Source organism: Mesorhizobium sp. M1B.F.Ca.ET.045.04.1.1, assembly GCF_003952465.1.
Classification (GTDB): Bacteria; Pseudomonadota; Alphaproteobacteria; order Rhizobiales; family Rhizobiaceae; genus Mesorhizobium; species Mesorhizobium shonense.
In genome coordinates, this window is record NZ_CP034448.1 from 3,439,331 (window position 1) to 3,458,720 (window position 19,390).

At 62.3% G+C, this 19,390-nt stretch carries 20 protein-coding genes and 1 pseudogene; 9 read left to right on the forward strand and 12 right to left on the reverse strand.

From position 1 onward, the window contains the following. Positions 1–141: 141 nt before the first annotated feature. From EJ071_RS16795 to EJ071_RS16810, 4 genes are all read right to left on the reverse strand, one after another. On the reverse strand, positions 142–387 hold the full coding sequence (locus EJ071_RS16795; RefSeq protein WP_126098842.1) for a hypothetical protein: 246 nt from the start codon (positions 385–387) through the stop codon (positions 142–144). Continuing rightward, the gene (locus EJ071_RS16800; RefSeq protein ID WP_126098843.1) at positions 384–584 is read right to left on the reverse strand and encodes a hypothetical protein; all 201 of its coding nucleotides are present in this window, start codon (positions 582–584) and stop codon (positions 384–386) included. Before EJ071_RS16800 ends, EJ071_RS16795 begins: the two co-directional genes overlap by 4 nt. Positions 585–883: 299 nt before the next feature. Beyond that, positions 884–1,096 carry a cold-shock protein gene (locus EJ071_RS16805; protein ID WP_125003642.1) on the reverse strand — a complete coding sequence of 71 codons (213 nt, stop codon included), beginning with the start codon at positions 1,094–1,096 and terminating at the stop codon, positions 884–886. Positions 1,097–1,108: 12 nt separating this feature from the next. Further along, complete coding sequence (locus tag EJ071_RS16810; RefSeq protein WP_126098844.1) at positions 1,109–1,372, reverse strand: hypothetical protein; 264 nt, start codon at positions 1,370–1,372, stop codon at positions 1,109–1,111. Here EJ071_RS16810 and EJ071_RS16815 point away from each other — a divergent pair. Next, a complete protein-coding gene (locus EJ071_RS16815) occupies positions 1,371–1,700 on the forward strand; it encodes a hypothetical protein (RefSeq protein ID WP_126098845.1) in 330 nt (109 codons plus the stop codon). The two genes, EJ071_RS16810 and EJ071_RS16815, sit on opposite strands and share 2 nt — an antisense overlap. A gap of 3 nt (positions 1,701–1,703) precedes the next feature. Here the strand turns inward: EJ071_RS16815 and EJ071_RS16820 are convergent, their stop codons facing one another. After that, complete coding sequence (locus EJ071_RS16820) at positions 1,704–2,273, reverse strand: methylated-DNA--[protein]-cysteine S-methyltransferase (protein ID WP_126098846.1); 570 nt, start codon at positions 2,271–2,273, stop codon at positions 1,704–1,706. A gap of 175 nt (positions 2,274–2,448) precedes the next feature. Between EJ071_RS16820 and EJ071_RS16825 the strand changes: the two genes are divergently transcribed. Further along, complete coding sequence (locus tag EJ071_RS16825; protein ID WP_126098847.1) at positions 2,449–3,390, forward strand: lytic transglycosylase domain-containing protein; 942 nt, start codon at positions 2,449–2,451, stop codon at positions 3,388–3,390. Positions 3,391–3,457: 67 nt separating this feature from the next. Continuing rightward, positions 3,458–3,955: a GNAT family N-acetyltransferase gene (locus EJ071_RS16830; RefSeq protein WP_126098848.1), complete on the forward strand. Its 498-nt coding sequence runs from the start codon at positions 3,458–3,460 to the stop codon at positions 3,953–3,955. Positions 3,956–4,222: 267 nt separating this feature from the next. Here the strand turns inward: EJ071_RS16830 and EJ071_RS38540 are convergent, their stop codons facing one another. Continuing rightward, the gene (locus EJ071_RS38540; protein ID WP_189521496.1) at positions 4,223–4,363 is read right to left on the reverse strand and encodes a hypothetical protein; all 141 of its coding nucleotides are present in this window, start codon (positions 4,361–4,363) and stop codon (positions 4,223–4,225) included. On the opposite strand from EJ071_RS38540, the gene EJ071_RS16835 reads away from it, so the two are divergent. From EJ071_RS16835 to EJ071_RS16865, 6 genes and pseudogenes are all read left to right on the forward strand, one after another. After that, positions 4,362–5,630, forward strand: coding sequence for an ABC transporter substrate-binding protein (locus EJ071_RS16835; RefSeq protein WP_126098849.1), 1,269 nt, complete (start codon positions 4,362–4,364; stop codon positions 5,628–5,630). The two genes, EJ071_RS38540 and EJ071_RS16835, sit on opposite strands and share 2 nt — an antisense overlap. A gap of 95 nt (positions 5,631–5,725) precedes the next feature. Next, positions 5,726–6,640, forward strand: a complete 915-nt coding sequence (locus EJ071_RS16840; RefSeq protein WP_126102618.1) for a sugar ABC transporter permease — start codon at positions 5,726–5,728, stop codon at positions 6,638–6,640. 1 nt (position 6,641) lies between these two features. Continuing rightward, on the forward strand, positions 6,642–7,466 hold the full coding sequence (locus EJ071_RS16845; protein WP_126098850.1) for a carbohydrate ABC transporter permease: 825 nt from the start codon (positions 6,642–6,644) through the stop codon (positions 7,464–7,466). A gap of 114 nt (positions 7,467–7,580) precedes the next feature. Next, positions 7,581–8,336 (forward strand): DUF899 family protein, encoded by a 756-nt coding sequence (locus tag EJ071_RS16850; protein ID WP_126098851.1) that lies wholly within the window; start codon positions 7,581–7,583, stop codon positions 8,334–8,336. A 98-nt stretch (positions 8,337–8,434) separates the two neighbouring features. Next, entirely contained in the window at positions 8,435–8,998 is a 564-nt protein-coding gene (locus EJ071_RS16855) for a DUF4142 domain-containing protein (RefSeq protein WP_126098852.1), read from the forward strand. Positions 8,999–9,556: 558 nt separating this feature from the next. Next, a pseudogene (locus EJ071_RS16865) lies at positions 9,557–10,008 on the forward strand (cupin domain-containing protein). A gap of 128 nt (positions 10,009–10,136) precedes the next feature. On the opposite strand, the gene EJ071_RS16870 reads toward EJ071_RS16865, so the two are convergent. The 6 genes from EJ071_RS16870 to EJ071_RS16895 form a co-directional block, all read right to left on the reverse strand. After that, positions 10,137–11,085 (reverse strand): IS630 family transposase gene (locus EJ071_RS16870; RefSeq protein ID WP_126097617.1). Its coding sequence is split into 2 segments (ribosomal slippage): positions 10,137–10,748 and positions 10,750–11,085, totalling 948 coding nucleotides; the frame shifts between segments, so codons are not numbered across the junction. A 1,112-nt stretch (positions 11,086–12,197) separates the two neighbouring features. Continuing rightward, entirely contained in the window at positions 12,198–13,337 is a 1,140-nt protein-coding gene (locus tag EJ071_RS16875) for an ATP-binding protein (protein WP_245460274.1), read from the reverse strand. A gap of 110 nt (positions 13,338–13,447) precedes the next feature. Beyond that, positions 13,448–16,954 carry a carbamoyl-phosphate synthase large subunit gene (gene carB, locus EJ071_RS16880; protein WP_126098853.1) on the reverse strand — a complete coding sequence of 1,169 codons (3,507 nt, stop codon included), beginning with the start codon at positions 16,952–16,954 and terminating at the stop codon, positions 13,448–13,450. Positions 16,955–17,209: 255 nt separating this feature from the next. Continuing rightward, complete coding sequence (locus tag EJ071_RS16885; protein WP_348628150.1) at positions 17,210–17,998, reverse strand: SH3 domain-containing protein; 789 nt, start codon at positions 17,996–17,998, stop codon at positions 17,210–17,212. Positions 17,999–18,099: 101 nt separating this feature from the next. After that, complete coding sequence (locus EJ071_RS16890) at positions 18,100–18,849, reverse strand: metallophosphoesterase family protein (RefSeq protein ID WP_126098855.1); 750 nt, start codon at positions 18,847–18,849, stop codon at positions 18,100–18,102. Continuing rightward, complete coding sequence (locus EJ071_RS16895) at positions 18,849–19,205, reverse strand: helix-turn-helix transcriptional regulator (protein ID WP_126098856.1); 357 nt, start codon at positions 19,203–19,205, stop codon at positions 18,849–18,851. Before EJ071_RS16895 ends, EJ071_RS16890 begins: the two co-directional genes overlap by 1 nt. Positions 19,206–19,390: the final 185 nt, after the last annotated feature.

Here is a 19,390-nt window from a genome sequence, read left to right on the forward strand (position 1 = left end):
CCGTCGCGCTGCCCCTCATCGCCCTGCCGGGCACTTCTCCCCGTATAGAGACGGGGAGAAGGAAGCAGCTTCGCCGATTTCGCCAATCACCAGAATAAAGGGCGGGGCAACGATTTCCTGTGCCGGTAGCCTCGCTGCCGGCTACTTCAAAAGGCGTTCATATTCGGAGTGGGTGCCGATCCAAAACCAGACCATATCGTCCTGATCGCGGACCGCAACAGCGCGGTAATCGAGGTCAACTCGCGCCGACCAGTAACGTCCAACCCGCTTGAAAGGATGAAACGGATCCGTGCGTAGCTTGGCGAAGCTGCTATCCGCCTTCACCCTGATTGCTTTAGGTAGTTTGTCGTAAGCGTCCCAAAAAGAAGGGGCGGCAAAGTGGTTCACAGAGGCCGGGTCCGGCCTGCGCGATGATCGGCCAGAGCCTGCGCTGCAAGCTTGTCCAGCCGACCCGTCTTCGCGTCGGCTTCGATCTGCTTATCCCACATGTCAGCCTGAAGCTCCTCGAACCAAGTGGCAAATGCCTTCAGGTCCTCGGGGCTTAGTTCGGCGACGGACTTTTCGATCTGTTCGAGCTTGGTCATGGCCAGCAAATACCATAGTTGGCCCAACGAGGCCAATGGCGGCGATATAGGCAACAAAAAAGGCGGGACAATGCCCGCCTTCCTGTGCCGGTAGCCTGATCGGGAGCGTTGGGGCCGGGCCGGCAGCAATCTACTGCTTCGGCTTGTCGGGCCCTTCCGCTCCGGCGCGCTTATCGCACGACCGTCAGTACATCCGTGACTTGCCGCGCGCCCCAGGCTGTCGCCCAGTGCGCGCCCTACTTACTCGCATTTTTGCGGCGCCAAGCGGTAACGCCTGGCTGCAAAATGCTTAAGCCAAATCAGGCTGCCTTGCTCAGAGATCCAGCAGCGGACTTGCCGGTGCGGCGGTCCTGCTCGATCTCGAAGTTGATCTTCTGGCCTTCAACGAGGGTGGTCATGCCAGCGCGCTCGACGGCGGAGATGTGGACAAAAACGTCCGCGCCGCCATTGTCGGGCTGGATGAAGCCGAAGCCCTTGGTGGCGTTGAACCACTTGACCGTACCAGTTGCCATTTAGAATATCCTTCACATTTGCTTCGTTTGACCGGACCAAAGCCCGGCCGGCGGTATCGAAATTTTGGAGACGTCAGCAAACGCGAAGATCGCGAGGCCCGATCGATCGGCCAAATTCAATGCGCCGGATATAATATGGTTCGCGGACGAAAACAAGATGGCGTTACCCACTTGTGCCGCGATAGCGTGCAACGGGCTCTCAATCCGCGTGGAAGTTTTGCGGCCAGGCGTGCGTTGTGGAGGGAAGATGCGCTCGCTGTCGAGGGTGAGGACCATGAAGAAAATTCTGCTTGCCGCCTGCCTGACGCTGGTGGCCGCCGAGGCACAGGCCGTCTCGCGCTACGACCCGACACGCATGAGCTGTGGCAGGGTGCAGGCGACGATTGCCAGGCAGGGCGCCGTCATCCTGCGCTACCAGTCGACGCGCGTGCCGGGACTGCCGCTCTATGACCGCTATGTGCGCGACGAGCGCTTCTGCAATATGGGCGAGGTGAGGTCGAGGGCCTATGTGCCGAGCGCCGACACCAAGTCCTGTCCCGTCTACGTCTGCAAGCGGCCGGATTTCGATCGGCATTTCCGGCGCCGCCTTTTCCCGCGTCACTGAGGCTCAGAATCCGAACGAGGCCTGCGCGGCCGGCGGCGGGCCGACCCGCACCCCTTCCATGACCAGCATCTTCTCCTTGGTGGCGGAGCCGCCGGGAGCCGAGAAGCCGCCGATCTTGCCGCCCGCGGCAAGGATGCGGTGGCAGGGGATGACCAGCGGCACCGGATTGGCGCCGAGGGCAGCACCGGTTTCGCGGGCGAGGCCGGCATGGCCGGCGCGCTTGGCCAGTTCGCCATAGGTGGTGATCTCGCCGAAGCCGAGCTTGCGCGCGGCGTCATAGATGGTGAGGCGGAAATCGTCGACGCCGTCGAGGTCGACCGGCACGGCGGAGAAATCGACATCCTCCCCGGCCGCATAGGCCTTGATCGACGCGATCAATTCGACCACCCACTTGGGCTGCTCGGTGGCGCTTGAAACGCCGGCATGGCGAAATAGCCGGCGCTCGACCGCGTCGCGGCTGCGTTCGGGCAGGCAGAGCCGGGTCAGGCCCTTTTCGCTCCAGGCAATGCCCATGAAGCCGATCACTGTTTCTAACACTGCGTGGCCGGCCGTGATCGGTGATGCGTTTTGCATGGTGCGCTCCTTTCCGCAAACGGCGAAAAACGGGTACATCTCAAGTACAGATAGGGAACAATATTGCAGTTTGCTCCGAGTCTCGCCACCCGAAAACCGCACACCGGCCCCGATTGCCCGGTTGGAATCGCTGGTGTAAGGACTTTTTAACAACCGACAATCGGACCTGCAGGGCTTGGCAGCGAAAATCATCCTCACCGCGATCGGCGTGCTCGTTGCCGCTGCCGGCCTCACCGGCTGCACCTCGACCTCGCAGATGAAGGCCACGCCCGCGCTTGCGGCGGCCTCGACGCCGGCCGTTGAGGACGACACACCGACCGTCGCGCTGCCCGAAACGGTGGCCGTGCTGCCGGAGCCTTCCGGCCTCGCGCAGGTGCAAACTGCGGCGCTGACCGGCGACGCCGCCGCAGCAGCCGCCGGCACGCCGTTGCCGCCGCCGGCGGAGCCCGGCGCAGCACTTCCGCCGCCCGCGCAACCCGCCGCGTTCGCAGGCCCGACACCGGTCGCCGGCCAGTTTCCGCCGCCGCCGGTGCTGATGGCCGGCGCGTCGCCGACCGGCCCCGGTTCGCTCAAGCAGGCGGCCGTCTATCAGAACGCCGGCGTTGCCATGCCGGTCACCGGCCAGTCGGCAAAGGTGGCCCCCATGCCCGGCGTGGAGCAGGCCGCCTACGTGGTGCCGCAGAACCCGGCGCTGCTCGCCCAGCCGGGCCAGCCCGAGCAACACGCCAGCGGCCCGCGCGCCGAGATCGAACGGCTGATCGAGAAATATTCGGTGATTTACGAAGTGCCGGTCGATCTGGTGCGCCATGTCGTCAACCGCGAGAGCACCTTCAACCCGAAAGCCTACAACCACGGCCATTGGGGGCTGATGCAGATCAAGCACGCTACGGCACGCGGCATGGGCTATGACGGGCCGGCGAGCGGCCTTTTCGACGCCGAGACCAATCTCAAATACGCGGTCAAATACCTGCGCGGCGCCTGGCTGGTCTCCGGCGGCAATGCCAAGCGGGCCGACACGCTCTACCAGACCGGCTATTATTACGACGCCAAGCGCAAGGGCCTGCTCGATGCGACGGGCCTCGGCGTCGACCGCCGCCGCCTGCAGCCAGGCGCCTGAGCATCCGGCCCGATGCAGATCCCCCGATGCGGATCCCCAGGAGTGCCCAGCCTCTTGGGATAGCGCCATGCATGAAAACAAAGGTCCACGCCCGCCGGCGCCCAACGACATCCGCCTTCGCAAGAGCCTCGACGACGCGCTGACGGCTCCGCACTGGCCGGAAGGCTTCGTCATGCGTTCGTTCGAGCACCGGGATGCGCAGGCTTTGCATGCGCTGCTGCAAGAGGTGTTCGACGACGGCGCCGACGGGCCGTTCGAGGACTGGTGGCCGCGCATCTTCGGCAATACCGAGTTCGATACGGACCTCTGTTTCCTCGTCATCGACGGCAAGGGCTTGCTGGCCGGCGCGGCGCTTTGCTGGTCGTCCGGTTTCGTCAGGGATCTCGCCGTCCACTCGGACTCCCGGGGGCACGGCATCGGCGAGGCGCTGATGCGGCATGTGTTCCTGACCTTCCGCGACAGGGGCGCCGCCCGTGTCGATCTCAAGACCAACACGGTCAAGAACGCCGCTGCCTTCAGGCTCTATGAGCGGCTCGGCATGATCCCGGTCGCCTGGGAAGGCTAGCCACTTCGGCGTCTGCCGAAAGTTTCGCGACCGAATGCGCGCGAGGATTGTGAACCGCTTCACACAGGCTGACGTTAGGACATGCTAATGCGTCGTCGTGCCGGGCGGCCGATCGGCGGATCGACGCTGGCAAGGCGTCGGAGGAGGCTGTGCCGGCATGCGTCAGCCACTCCAAGGCGGGCTCCGGGGCGGGGGTTTCGGAGCCCGCCCGCTTTGGTTTGAAATCCGCTCACCAATCCAGCCAGATTGCACTCTTGCGCGCTTCGGTCAGGAACCGACATGCCGCTGGTCCATGCTGAACGGCTCATATTGGAACCCAAAGCGGCGCCCCGCATTCAAATGCTGGGTGGGCATCTGATCGACGCGCGCAGTCTCCGTCGCCGGCTCCAAAGGGAGGTCCACCGCCATGAAGCTTTTCCACGCCTTTCTTGCGCTTGCGGCCGCCACCATGCTGGCGGTGGCCCCAGCCCGAGCCGTCGACCTGTCGATCGTGTCGGGAGACACCGGCAGCGGCATCAAGGTGCTGCGCGAGATACTCGACCAGTATGAGAAGCAGAGCGGCAACAAGGTCAACATCGTCGTCATGCCGCCGTCGACGACCGATCAGTTCGGCCAGTACAAGCTGTGGCTCGCCGCCGGAAACACCGACATCGACGTCTACCAGACAGACGTGATCTGGGCGCCGCAGCTCGCCAGCCAGCTTGTCGACCTGACCGCGGCGACCAAGGATGTCGTGGCCAAGCATTTCCCGTCGATCATCCAGTCGCAGACGGTCGATGGCAAGCTGGTGGCGCTGCCGATCTTCACCGACGCGCCGGCGCTCTATTACCGCAAGGACCTCCTCGACAAATACGGCGCCAAGGTGCCGACCACCTGGAAGGAACTGGCCGATACCGCCAAGCTGGTCATGGACAAGGAACGGGCCGCCGGCAACAAGGACATGTGGGGCTTCGTCTTCCAGGGCAACGCCTATGAGGGCCTGACCTGCGATGCGCTCGAATGGGTGATGTCGAATGGCGGCGGCCAGATCATCGAGCCGGACGGCACCGTCTCCATCAACAACCCAAAGGCGGCGGCCGCGCTCGACATGGTCAAGGGCTGGATCGGCACCATCTCGCCGCCGGGCGTGCTCGCCTACCAGGAAGAGGAATCGCGCGGCGTCTGGCAGACCGGCAATGCGGTGTTCATGCGCAACTGGCCCTATGCCTATGCGCTGGGCAACGGCGCGGACGCGCCGATCAAGGGCAAGTTCGACGTGGCGCCGCTGCCGGCCGGCACGGGCGAGGGCGCGCGGCCGGTCGCGACATTGGGCGGCTGGAACCTGGCGGTCTCCAAATACTCCAGGAACCCGGACGCGGCGATCGACATGGTCAAGTTCATCGCTTCGCCCGAGATGCAGAAATACCGGACGCTCAGAACCTCCAACCTGCCGACCATCCAGGCGCTGTATGACGATGCCGACATCGCCAAGGAGCAGCCGATCATCCCGCGCTGGAAAGAAGTCTTCCTCAACGCGGCGCCGCGACCCTCGGCGACGGTGAAGATCAAGTACAACGAGGCCTCGAGCCAATTCTGGACCGCCGTGCACAAGACCTTGTCGGGCGAAGGCAGCGCCGCCGACAACCTCGCCGATCTCGAAGTGACGCTGACCAAGCTGAAGGGCAGCGGCTGGTGACCGCGACGCCGGCAGAAGCTGGCTCGGGCATCCGCGGCGGCAAAACAGAACGAGCGCCTGAAACAGCCATTGCCCGGCGTCCGCGCTCGCGGCTGATGACGCAGCGGGTACGCTCGGCGTGGCTGTTCCTGACACCGATGCTTCTGGTGCTTGCCGCCGTCGCCGGCTGGCCGCTTATCCGGACCGTCTATTTCAGCTTCACCGACGCTTCGCTCTCCGACCTCGACGCCCGCCAATGGATCGGCTTCGCCAACTATTTTTCGATGCTGAGCATGCCGAGCGGCCGGACGCTCTATGACGGGCTGCTCGTCGATCCGGTGTGGTGGCGGGCGGTCTGGAACACGGTGCGCTTCACGGCGGTCTCGGTGATCTCCGAGACCATCCTCGGCATGATCGTCGCGCTGGTGCTCAATGCCGAGTTCCGTGGACGCGGCCTCGTCAGGGCGGCGATCCTCATTCCATGGGCGATCCCGACGATCGTCTCGGCAAAGATGTGGCAGTGGATGCTCAACGACCAGTTCGGCATCATCAATGTCGTGCTCCTCAACCTCGGGCTGATCCATGCCAAGATCGCCTGGACCGCCAGCGCCGACACGGCGATGGTCGCGGTGCTGATCGTCGACATCTGGAAGACGACGCCGTTCATGGCGCTGTTGATCCTTGCGGCACTGCAGATGCTGCCGCGCGAGATCATCGAGGTCGCAAAACTCGACGGCGCCAATCCGTGGCAGATCTTCTGGCGCGTGACCCTGCCGCTGATCCGCCCGGCGGTGATGGTGGCGGTGATCTTCCGCGCGCTCGATGCGCTGCGCATCTTCGACCTGATCTATGTGCTGACGCCCAACAATGTGCAGACCAAGTCGATGTCGGTGTTCGCGCGCGAAAACCTGTTCGAGTTCGACAAGTTCGCCTATGGCTCGGCCGCCTCGACGCTGCTGTTCCTGATCCTGGCGCTGCTCACCATTTCCTACATCCGCATCGCCAGGATCAGCCTGGATGGAGGCCGCTGAGATGAAAATCCTGAAGCGCGCAGCCTTCTATCTGCTGGTGGCGGGAATCGTCTTCATCGCCGTCTTTCCGTTCTACTACGCCATCGTCACCAGCCTGAAATCGGGAACCGAGCTCTTCGAGGCCAGCCTCTGGCCGCAGACGATCAGTCTCGCCAACTATCGGAACGTGCTCACCGAAGGCACCTTCCTGCGCAACCTGGTGAACTCGCTGGTCGTCTCGGGCGCCGTCGTGCTGATCTCGCTGCTGCTCGGCGTCACCGCCGCCTATTCGCTGGCGCGCATTCGTTTTCGCGGCCGCTCGGCGCTGATGCTCGCCATCCTGTCGGTCTCGATGTTCCCGCAGGTGGCGGTGCTGGCCGGCCTGTTCGAGATGATCCGCTGGGCCGGCCTCTACAATTCGCTGATCGCGCTGATCTTCTCCTACATGATCTTCACTCTGCCGTTCACCGTCTGGGTGCTCACCACCTTCGTGCGCGACCTGCCGATCGAGATCGAGGAAGCGGCAATCCTCGACGGCGCCACACCTTGGATCATCATCACCCGCGTCTTCCTGCCGCTGATGTGGCCGGCGCTGGCGACGACCGGGATGCTCGCCTTCATCGGCGCGTGGAACGAGTTCCTGTTTGCGCTGACCTTCACCTCCAACAATGCGCAGCGCACCGTGCCGGTGGCGATCGCGCTGCTTTCCGGCACCTCGCAGTTCGAGATCCCCTGGGGCAACATCATGGCCGCGTCGGTGATCGTCACCGTGCCGCTGGTGGCGCTGGTGCTGATCTTCCAGCGCAAGATCGTTTCCGGCCTCACCGCCGGCGGCGTCAAAGGCTAGAAAGAAAGCAGCGGCGGCACGCGCAAAAATGTCGGAAGCAGCCGGGACGATACGTCCTTCGGTCGTAGTGCAACCCGCGCCGGGACGCCGGCGCGACGGCCAAGGAGAAAGCCCATGATCACCTTTCCCAACGAATCCGCCAAATATCGCGCCGCTCGTGAAAAACTGCTGCAAAAGGAAATCGAATTGCGCCGCGCCATGGAAGCCGTGGCCTCGGCCAGACGCGCCCTGCCGCCGGGCGGGCTGGTGCCGCGGGACTATGTCTTCGATGGGCTGGACGGCGAAGGCAAGGCGATCCGCATCGGACTGTCAGATCTCTTCGCTCCGGGCAAGGACTCGCTGATCCTCTACCAGATGATGTTCCCGCGCCATCCGCAGGAAACGCGCGCGGTGGCGGCGAGCGGCGAGACCGCGAAGCTCGCCAGGCAGGACCAGCCATGCCCGTCCTGCACTGCGCTGCTCGACCAGCTCGACGGCGCCGTCGGCCACCTCGAGGCGGCGGGCTTCAACTTCGCCGTGGTGGCCAAGACCGCGCTCGACAATCTGACGGCGCTCGGCCGCGACCGCGGCTGGAAGAACATGCGGCTCGTCTCGTCGGCCGGCAACAGTTTCAAGCGCGACTATAATTCCGAGACCGCCGACGGCGCGCAGATACCGCTGCTCTCGGTGTTCCGCCGCGACGACGACGGCATCCGTCATTTCTGGTCGTCGGAGCTTGGCTTCGCGCCGACGGAGCCCGGCCAGGATCCGCGCGCCATCGGCACATGCGAGATCCTGTGGAACCTGATGGATTTCACGCCGGAAGGCCGCCCGGACTGGCACGAGCAGCTGCAATATTCAGAACGCGCCGCCGAAGCATCCTGCCACTGACGGCAAGCGGGCGGGTTGCGGCGGGCCGATTTCGGCGCAACCCCGACGCCGATGCCGCGTTGGGTGTCCGAGGGGCTGTTCCGGATCGGAGACTTCAGATGAGAACGCTTCTGCCCCTGGCCGCCGTCGCGCTGCTTGCCGGCGCGCCGGCCGCCCTTGCCCAGTCAGACAATGCCAGCCCGGATGCGGTCGGCCCCATGGTGACCGAGAACAAGGTCGATACGCAGACATTCGTCAGCACCGTGCCCAACGCCAACGAGTTCGAGATCCAGTCGAGCAAGCTGGCTGAGGAGAAATCCGCGTCGGACGACGTCAAGGCCTTCGCCGGCCGGATGATTGCCGACCACACCAAGGCCGGAGAGGATTTCAAGGCGGCGATGAGCCAGGGCCAGACGACCGCCTCGATCAAGCCCCCCGGGCCCGCGCTGCAGCCGAAGGAGCAGCACTTGCTCGGCGAATTGAAGAGCGCGAGCGGCAAGGATTTCGACCAGAAATACATCCGGATGCAATTGGACGCGCACAAGGACACAGTCGCGCTGTTCAGCACCTATGCCAAATCGGGCGACGACCCGGCGCTGAAGGAATTCGCCAAGAAGACGCTGCCGGTGCTGAAGATGCACGAGAAGCACGCGAAGGAGCTGGCGGTGGCGCATCAGGGGTGAGGGCGTCCGCGAGGAACGCAAATTCGCTCGTTCGGGGCATGCCGAGGTCTGGTTCGTCGTCATTCTATGGCGGAGCAAGGAGCGAAGCGACGCGCGCAGACCATAGAATCCATTCCGTGACGTTGAGGCGTTTCTACGATCCAGAATTCTGCTCCGTTGCACCCTTTGCGCGAGGTAACGGAATGGATCCTCGGGTCTACGCGTCCGCTTCGCTCCCGCTCCGCCCGTGGATGACGACGTTCGAGTTGCTTCGGCTAATTTTCAAGGGGCCGACCTTGGTAAACTGTCACCACCAAACGCCGGCGCTGCCCCTCATTGCCCTACCGGGCATTTCTCCCCGTATAGTGACGGGGAGAAAGACGCTCGCGCCGATGGTTTCGCCAATCACCAGCGTTGTAGAATGGTGCCGGCGTCGCGGCCAGCCCCTTCTCCCCGTTCTACGGGGAGAAGATGCCGGCAGGCAGATGAGGGGCAGCGCCGACATTCGGAAGGAAGTCGAAACAGTTGCGCAGGCTGCAGGCAGGCCGGAATATCAACACCAATCCGGGAGGGGTTCCATTGCCCAAAATCAACCTATCCGCCGTCCCCGTCCACAAAGGCTCCGGCTACCCCGCGCCCTTCGACCAGCTCTGCGCCGCGCACCCGACAGCGCCTTGGCGATACCGGCGGCCTGAAGGATTTCGGCGTCAACCTGATGACGCTGCCGCCGGGCGGCTGGTCGAGCCAGCGCCACTGGCACAGCCATGAGGACGAGCTGTGCTGGAGGGCGAGCTGACGCTGGTCGAGGACGGCGGCGAAACGCTGCTCAGGGCAGGCGATAGTGCTGCCTTCGCCAAGAACAGCGGCAACTGCACATGATCAACCGCTCGTCGGTGACGGCGCGCTACCTGGAAGTCGGCTCGCACAACCCGGACGATGTCATCACCTGCTCCGACATCGACATGATGAGTCCGAGTTCGGATGGAAGGTTTTTGCATAAGGATGGGAGGGCGTATCCGAGGCAGGGGTGAGAGCCGAAGGCGCCCTGGCCTATTGACCTGTGCTGGCGTTCGCGCGGCGGCAGGATGGGCAATCGCCGAGTTGGCGCTGACTCCTCATTCGGCCGCTTCGCGGCCACCTTTCTCCGAGCTAGGGTCTTTCACGTTTTGACGGAAGCATAGCCTGCGTTTGCGAAGTAGTTCTTGCATTCGGCTGGCTCGATGGTTTCGACGAGGTGACCGATGTGACGCCAGGTGTCCTCGACGGTACGTTTCTGAGCTTGGCGCATCCAGTGTTTGATTTTGGCGAAGGCCTGCTCGATCGGATTAAGGTCCGGCGAGTAGGGCGGCAGGTACCAAAGCCTGGCACCGGCGGCCTTGATCATCTGCCTGATGGCGGCCGACTTATGACTTCCCAGATTGTCCATGATGACGATATCGCCGGGCTTAAGGACAGTGATGAGCTGTTGCTCGACATAAGCGCGGAAGCATTGGCCGTTGATCGGTCCGTCGAAGACACAAGGTGCCGCGAGCCGATCCCAGCGCAGCGCGCCCAGGAAAGTCAGCGTGCGCCAGTGGCCGTGCGGAGCCAAGCCGCGCAGCCGCTTGCCCTTCGGCCCCCAGCCACGCAGCGGAGCCATGTTGGTCTTGATCCAGGTCTCATCGATGAAAACCAGGCACTGCGGATCGAGGCCGGCCTGCCAGGATCGCCATCGCTGGCGCCTTCGGGCAATATCGGCGCGTGCCTGCTCAAGAGCGAACAACGTTTTTTTTGAAGCTCAGCCCCTCGCGGCGCAGGAATTGCCACACTGCGTTATGCGAAACCTTGACCCCGCGAGCGGCCAACTCATCCTTCAGACCGTGCAGCGTCAGATGCGGCGTCTCACGTAGACGGGCCGCGATGAAGGCACGGTGCGGCTCCAACACCCTCTTGCGATGTCCACCCATCTTGCCTGGAGCAACCGAACCAGTCGCCCGATGGCGCTGCAACAACTTCACCGCCGCCGAAACCGAAATGCCAAACCGTTTGGCCGCCGACCGGCGGCTCTCACCACGCAAAACCGCCGCCACAACCCGTTCGCGAAGATCATTCGAAAGAGGTCGCGTCATCAGATGCTGGCCTCCATTCCAGCCAGCATCTTGAATCACAAATCCGACAAATCGGGAATCCCTTCCGATTCCGTCAAATCTTGAACCGCTCTAGGGACAGGAGGAAGACGCCGGCGTTGGTATTCCTCTCCCCAGAGAGAAGTCAGGCGAGCGTGGCGGGGTGGGGCGAAGGGGCCTGCGAAACTCTGCTCAAACTCACAGACGACGGCAAATGACTGCGAACCCCTAGAATACCTCACGCAGCACTTTACAGGTAAGAACTATGGTTGGGATCGCCAACAGAGTTAACCCAATTGCATATAGGTAAAAACACAATATCATAAAAATATTGTTTTCGCTATCCAGTTCAATATAATGGGAATATAAGACATATTTTGTTGATCTCTCAGATCTTGACCCCTATGACTTTAGGATATCGCGTATGGATTCTATTCTAGGAATATCAGCTGTCACGCTTTTTCGATCTAACAGGAATCCGCACATATTTATTACCTCTTCATCCAGTAACGTATTGAATTTGTAATCTATGTATACTGTGTACGACGTAAATTGTTTTACTTCTGCGGAGCAGACAATTTGGTATATCGAAGATGCAATGCCAAAAAACAGGAGTCCGAAATAAGTCCAGTAAAATGAGGATATCTCAGTAAAAGCTAATCCAACATTCGCAGCCGTGTCTGTCCCTGCAGTGGGGTAGCTCAACTTTAGAATACCTCGAACATGCTCATTAAAGAGTATCAAGTATCCGAAAAACGGGATAATCAAAGAGAGCCGGGCCGGAGTTGAATTCCCAAGCGAACGGACTTTGCTCCAGCGTAAACGCTTATGAAAGTTAGATAGGCACATTCAAGTTTGAATTCCATCCAAAATAGATTGAATGTCTTGCGGCTGTAAGGCCCAGCGATATGCAGGATGTATTTCCCACTCGTATCCAAAATCCGCAAACTCTGGGGCAAGAAAGCGCGCCTCGCTGAAGTATCGGCGTTCAATACCCCCGTTGCTCTCAATCCGAGCAGTTATGAAATCAATCTTATACAAAAATTGAATCAAGCTTCCTGAGTTCACAGCTCGCCGGTTCGTAAACGACAAATTCACGTGACGTAGAGCGTTATTCAGTTTTGCGCGTAGCCGGTCTGTTGTGAACTGGAAATTTTCTGCAGTTGTCCTTTCTTTTTTGTGGGTCGCATTTCCAAAAGTAACTTCTCTATCTCGGGAAGCTCACTCTTGAATTCATTGATGACATCTTGGAGGCGTTCTTGTGAGTACGGTTCTAGGGAGCGCTCAAGATGGGTGGTGGTTATAACTTCAGCACGGTCGGCGTAAGCGTTTCGTGCCGAAAGCTGAAAAAGCTTAATAAGATCACGTGGCCTTGCTCGTGTCATTGACATAAGTATCGAATATGTTGGTCGATCTTCCCAACGGCCACGACCTTGATACCGCGGGGTAATGACCTTCGATAGGATCTGTTCGGAGATTTGTCGTTGAGACATAACGTTTATCTCATCGTCACTCTTCCTAATCGAGAAATATGATACTACTCTTTTTGCAGCTAGCCGAAAAATTTCATCGTTAGTCCATCGGAGCCAAATGACATTTCTTTCGATCTTGTCTGTAGATTCATCCGAAGTTCTTACCAAGAAGTAGACGTCGCTTCTCAGTCCCATACGGAATCTAATTTTTGGAAATTCGCCGCCAATATCTCGAATTGCGTTAAGAAGAGCAGATATATTACGGATGTCATCAGGCGAGGCAGACCAAGCGCGATCGATGTCGTCGATATAAATGTTAATTGGGTTTCCATCGGCCTTTTCCGCAAGGGCCTTTTCCAGAATTCTCGACAAGTCGCGTGGCTTGGCGTTCGTAAGCTCCGCCACCACATCGCGCGATCCAAGGCCGTATTTGTTCAGGAAGAAGTCTTCTATTGCCTCTAGAAGAAGGCCGCGCTTCCACTCTTCGATGCGCAGTATGAAGTCTGTTTGCGCTAACGCTGCCGTTCTAACGTTCACAATGTCATTGGGCCTCAGCCAGATGGAAGGCAGTCCTTTCTCTTGATCGTCAAGATATGCGCGTTTGAGGAGAGCACTTTTTCCGATACCTTTGTGCCCGACGAGAATGCGGGCTGAGAGGTCCGACACAAGTGAGTCGTATGCCCGGTTGCGGTAGAAATATTCTTTGAAACGCGTTGGGTCTTCGTTCTCGGCGTCATCAGCGCCAAAGATTTTTTCAATTGTAACGTCGTCAAACTGCGTCATCTGAGCACCTTGGATGAGAGTTCCATATTTTCAAGCAATACAAGATTCGGCAAGCTTGAGTGCAGGCGCTCTTTGGCCAGAGACCGGTTGATCGCTACATTGAGGTAGGATCAGCCTACAAAATACTCCTGCAGCGGCCTCACCTCCAAATTCCCCGCCCGCAGCGCCGCAATCGCCTCCGCCACCGCGGCAGCCCCCGACAGCGTCGTGTAATACGGTACCTTCTGCATCAGCGTTGCCCGCCGTAGCGACTTCGAGTCCGACACCGCCTTCTGGCCGTCCGTGGTGTTGAAGACGATCTGGACCTGGCGGTTGCGGATGGCGTCCTCGATGTGGGGGCGGCCTTCGAGCACCTTGTTGATCTTTTCCGCCGTCACGCCGTTCTCGGCGAGGAAGCGCGCGGTGCCGGAGGTGGCGAGGACCTTGAAGCCCTGGCCGGCGAGCCGCCTAACGGCGGGCAGGATGCCCTTCTTGTCCTCGTCGCGCACCGAGACGAACAGCGTGCCCGCGCGGGGGAGATCGACACCCGCCCCCAGCTGGCTCTTGGCGAAGGCGAGGGCAAAATCGCGGTCGAGGCCCATCACCTCGCCGGTCGAGCGCATTTCCGGTCCGAGCAGGATGTCGACGCCGGGGAAGCGGGCGAAGGGGAAGACGGCTTCCTTGACCGCGATGTGGCCGGGATTGCGCGGGTCGGGCATCGCGCCGTAATGGGCGAAGGCGTTTTCCAGCGTCTCGCCGGCCATGATGCGGGCCGCGATTTTGGCGATCGGACGCCCGATGGTCTTGGCGACGAAAGGCACGGTGCGGGAGGCGCGCGGATTGACCTCCAGCACATAGACCGTGCCGTCCTGGATCGCATACTGCACGTTCATCAGGCCGCCGACATCGAGCGCGCGGGCAAGTGCCGCGGTCTGCCGCTCCAGCTCGTCGACGAGGTCCGGGTGCAGCGCGTGCACCGGCAGCGAGCAGGCGCTATCGCCCGAATGGATGCCGGCCTCCTCGATATGCTCCAGGATACCGGAGACGAATGTCTCCTTGCCGTCGCAGAGGCAGTCGACGTCGACTTCGATGGCGCCGGTCAGATAGGTGTCGAACAGAAGCGGATTCTTGCCGAGCAGCGTGTTGATCTGGCCGGTCTTGTCGGCGGGGTATTTCTGCTTGATGTCCTCCGGCACCAGGCCGGGCACGGTGTCGAGCAGGTAGGTCTGCAGCATGCCTTCGTTGTAGATGATCTGCATGGCGCGGCCGCCGAGCACATAGGACGGGCGCACAACCAGCGGGAAGCCGAGCTCGGCGGCGACGAGGCGCGCCTGCTCGACCGAATAGGCGATGCCGTTCTTCGGTTGGGTGAGGCCGAGCTTGTGCAAGAGCTTCTGGAAGCGGTCGCGGTCTTCCGCCAGGTCGATCATGTCGGGCGAGGTGCCGAGGATCGGGATGCCGGCCTTCTCCAGCGCGTCCGCCAGCTTCAGCGGCGTCTGGCCGCCGAACTGGACGATGACGCCGATAAGCTCGCCCGAGGCCTGCTCGGCGCGCAGGATCTCCAGCACGTCCTCGGCCGTCAGCGGATCGAAATAGAGGCGGTCGGAGGTGTCGTAGTCGGTCGACACGGTCTCCGGGTTGCAGTTGACCATGATCGCCTCGTAGCCGGCGTCGCGCAGCGCAAAGGCGGCATGGCAGCAGCAATAGTCGAACTCGATGCCCTGGCCGATGCGGTTGGGGCCGCCGCCGAGGATGACGACCTTTTTCCGCGCTGATACCCGCGCCTCGTTGGCGGGCTCGCCGACGAATGGCGTCTCATAGGTCGAGTACATATAAGCGGTGGGCGAGGCGAACTCGGCGGCGCAGGTGTCGATGCGCTTGTAGACCGGATGAACGTCGAGTTTTTCGCGCGCGTTCTGAACGTGTTCGGCGTCGGTCTTCGTCAGCGAGGCGAGGCGGGCGTCGGAAAAACCCATCGCCTTCAGCATGCGCAGGTTGGCGGCGTCCTCAGGCAAGCCATGCTCGCGGATGCGATCCTCCATGGCGATGATGCCGGCGATCTGCTCGAGGAACCACGGGTCGATCTTGCACATGGCGTGCACGTCTTCCAGCGAGGTGCCCATGCGGATCGCCTGCGCCACCATGCGCAGCCGGTCGGGCGTCGGCGTGCCGAGCGCTGCGCGGATGGCGTTGCGGTCGTCGGCGTGATTGGCGGCGGTTGGCCCGTGGCCGATGCCGGGGATCTCGATTTCGTCGAGACCGGTCAGGCCGGTTTCCAGTCCGCGCAGCGCCTTCTGCAGCGATTCCTGGAAGGTGCGGCCGATGGCCATCACCTCGCCCACCGACTTCATGGCGGTGGTCAGCACAGGCTCGGCGCCCGGGAACTTCTCGAAGGCGAAGCGCGGGATCTTCGTCACCACATAGTCGATCGTCGGCTCGAAGGAAGCCGGCGTCGCGCCGCCGGTGATGTCGTTCTCCAGCTCGTCCAGAGTGTAGCCGACGGCGAGCTTTGCCGCGACCTTGGCGATCGGGAAGCCGGTCGCCTTGGAGGCGAGCGCGGAGGAGCGCGAGACGCGCGGGTTCATCTCGATCACCACCAGGCGGCCGTCGGCCGGGTTGACGGCGAACTGCACGTTGGAGCCGCCGGTCTCCACCCCGATTTCGCGCAGCACCGCGATCGAGGCGTTGCGCATCATCTGGTATTCTTTGTCGGTGAGCGTCAGGGCAGGGGCGACGGTGATGGAATCGCCGGTGTGCACGCCCATCGGGTCGAGGTTCTCGATCGAGCAGATGATGATGCAGTTGTCCGCCTTGTCGCGGACGACCTCCATCTCATACTCCTTCCAGCCGAGCACGCTTTCCTCGATCAGCACTTCGGTGGTCGGCGAGGCGTCGAGGCCCGACTGGACGATGTCGTAGAATTCGGCGCGATTGTAGGCGATGCCGCCGCCGGTGCCGCCCATGGTGAAGGAAGGCCGAATGATCGCCGGCAGGCCGACATGGTCGAGCGCCAGCGCGGCGACCGCCATAGCGTGGCTGATATAGCGCTGCTTGCGGTCGCCTTCGCCGAGGTTCCAGCGCGTCTCCAGCGCATCGAGCGCGGCGTCGAGGTTTTCGGGGTGCTCGGCCTTCAGCGCGGCGCGCTCGGCTTCGTGGATCTTGCGGTCGGCATCCTTGACCTCGGTGGCGTTGGCCAGCATCGAGCGCGGCGTCTCGAGGCCGATCTTGCTCATCGCCTGGCGGAACAGCGCGCGGTCCTCGGCCTTGTCGATGGCATGAGCGTCGGCGCCGATCATCTCGACATTGTAGCGGTCGAGCACGCCCATGCGCCGCAGCGACAGCGCGGTGTTGAGCGCCGTCTGCCCGCCCATGGTGGGCAGCAGCGCGTCGGGGCGCTCCTTGGCGATGATCTTGGCCACCACCTCCGGCGTGATCGGCTCGACATAGGTGGCGTCGGCCAGCTCCGGATCGGTCATGATGGTGGCCGGGTTGGAGTTCACCAGGATGACGCGGAAGCCCTCTTCCTTCAGCGCCTTGCAGGCCTGGGTGCCGGAATAGTCGAACTCGCATGCCTGGCCGATGACGATGGGGCCGGCCCCGATGATCAGGATCGACTTGATGTCGGTGCGTCTTGGCATGTTCGAAAATTCCGTTCGGCGAGCGGCTTGCACGAAAAACCGGGCGGGGAGGACCCGGCCGGTTGTGCTTGCGATTCTGGTATCAGGCTAGGAGGGCCTTATAGGGAAGAGTTTTGGCGGATGTAACCCCGAAAATGCGGGATTAGGCAGTAGGCAATAGGCAATAGGCAATAGGGTAACAGGGCGTCCGGTGTCATCTCCTGCTGCCCGATCCTGCTGCCTACTGCCTAATCCCTACTGCCTACTGCCCAACCCCTATTCCCCCAGTGCCAGCTGGTCCGTAATCTCGAACCGTTCCGAAACGCCGACGCGGATCATGTTGAGGGTGCCTTCGCGGGTGAAGCGGAATTCCTCGGATGAATCCGAGCTAGCGGGCTGACCGTTGTGGAAGGTAATGACGCGCCTTCCGCCGTCGGGCCAGGTCACGGTCACCGTGCTGTCGCCGTCCGTGCGCGCGACGCTGACCTCGCAGCGTGTCATCGGCTGGCCGATATTGCGGGCGCAGGGAATGCCGCCGGCCGCATCGGGACCAGGGGTGTCGGATTGAGCGGTTGCCGAGGGCGCGAAGGCGAGGCCATAGGCATCCTGCATGGCGGTCACGCTGATATCGGCCGCGGATGGCGGGTCGGCCGGCTCGCTGCCACCCAGGCGCGCGGCGATGTCGGGCGACGGCGCTTCGGGGGGCTGAGCCGCGTTGGCTTCCTCAGACGCGACGGGTTCGGCTGCCGGTGCTGCGGCATCTTCAGTCGCGGGCGCCGGGTTGTTGGGGCTGAGGTAGCGGGCGGGCGCCCATCCGACGATGTGCGCGTCCTGCGTATCCTCGACCTTGCACCACGGATAACCGTTGACGAGGTTGCAGCCGAAATTCTTCACGGCCGCGCCATTGGGCAGGCGCGCCGCGATCTTTCCATCCGGTGAAGCGGTGGCGCGGATGTTGAGCAGATCGTCCGGCGCGAGGCCGCCGATGATCGAAATGATCGGTCCCGGCGCGTCCTCGGCCAAAGCCGGCAGGGTGGCCAGCAGCAAAGGAGCGGCGATCAGCAATGTCGATCGGAGCGTGACTTTGCGCTTCATGTGGTCTCCAAAATGGACGCTTCGGCTTTCCATTCAGCCCGAGATATCGCTCAATCGGATATAAGCTTCGCTTAATCCTTCATGAATCCGGTTCGCAAGGCGTGCGCCCATTCCGGCCTGCCCGCCCGTTCGGCCTGCTTTGCGGCGGCTTCATGGTCGTAGTCCACGGCAATCGCCTCGAAGCGGTCGGGGGCACCCAGTTCGACGATGCCATAGCGCGCATGCGGGGCACCTTGTTCGGAGACATGCGCCGGAGGCGTATCGTCGGCATAGGCGGGGCAGCCGACGCTGCCGGGGTTGAAGACGACCGGGCCGCCCGGAATGCGGATGAGTTCGTTGCGATGGCTGTGGCCGCACAGCGCGACACGGCAGGCGGGGTCGAGCGACTTCAGCCGGCGCCTGATCGTGCTGAGCGGCGCGCGCACCAGCTGGCCGTCTACGATCGCGTCGGCAAGGTATTTTTCGTCGTGATCAGGCCGGGCATGGAAGGCGACGACGCCCGGCGCGATCTCGAGCGTGAGCGGCAAGGCAAACAGCGCTTGGCGCCGCGCTGGCGTCAGCCGCTCCTGCGCATAGCGGTCGGATGGCCACATGTTCTCGTCGGCCGGGTCCTCGGCGACACGGCGGTCGTGGTTGCCGCGCACCGTCGGCAGGCCGAGCGCTTCCAGCCTTTGCATCGTCTCGCGCGGCCACAGCGGTCCGGAGACGCAATCGCCGAGATTGACGACGAGGTCGGCGCCGCCGCGGCGCTCGAGATCGTCGAGCACGGCGTCCAAGGCCAGCACGTTGCCGTGGATGTCGGCGAGGACGGCGATGCGCATCAGGCGTCGATTTCGGTGTCGGCGGAGCCGACCATGGGAAGCGCCTTGTCATCGCCGGCGGCCGCAATCACGCTGTCGAGCAGGCCGGGGAAGCGCCTGTCGAGGTCGTCGCGCCGCAGCGTGATCAGCCGGCTGGTGCCGACTGCTTCGGTGCGCGTCACGCCGGCCTCACGCAGCTTGGCGAGGTGGTAGGAGAGGTTGGTCTTGGAGGCGAGGTCGAGGAACTTGCCGCAGTTCATCGGCACGCCTTCCTTGCTGGCGAGATAGCGCACGATGGCGAGCCTGGTCGGATCGCCGAGCACGGCAAGCACGATCGGCAGGCTGATCTGGTCGGCGGTCGGATGGGGCAGGGTCATGGCCGAGAATTAAGCGCAAACGCAACCAACTTCAACGCGTCTCCTCTCCTTGCCGGTCTACACAGCTTCTCAGTTTTTACCACGTCCTGACACAGGGCTGTCAGCAGGGTTCAGCTATTTTTCCCTGGATCCGTTGACATCATGCGCTGTTGTGTCCAATTGTTCAATAACTTTTGAACTAAGGA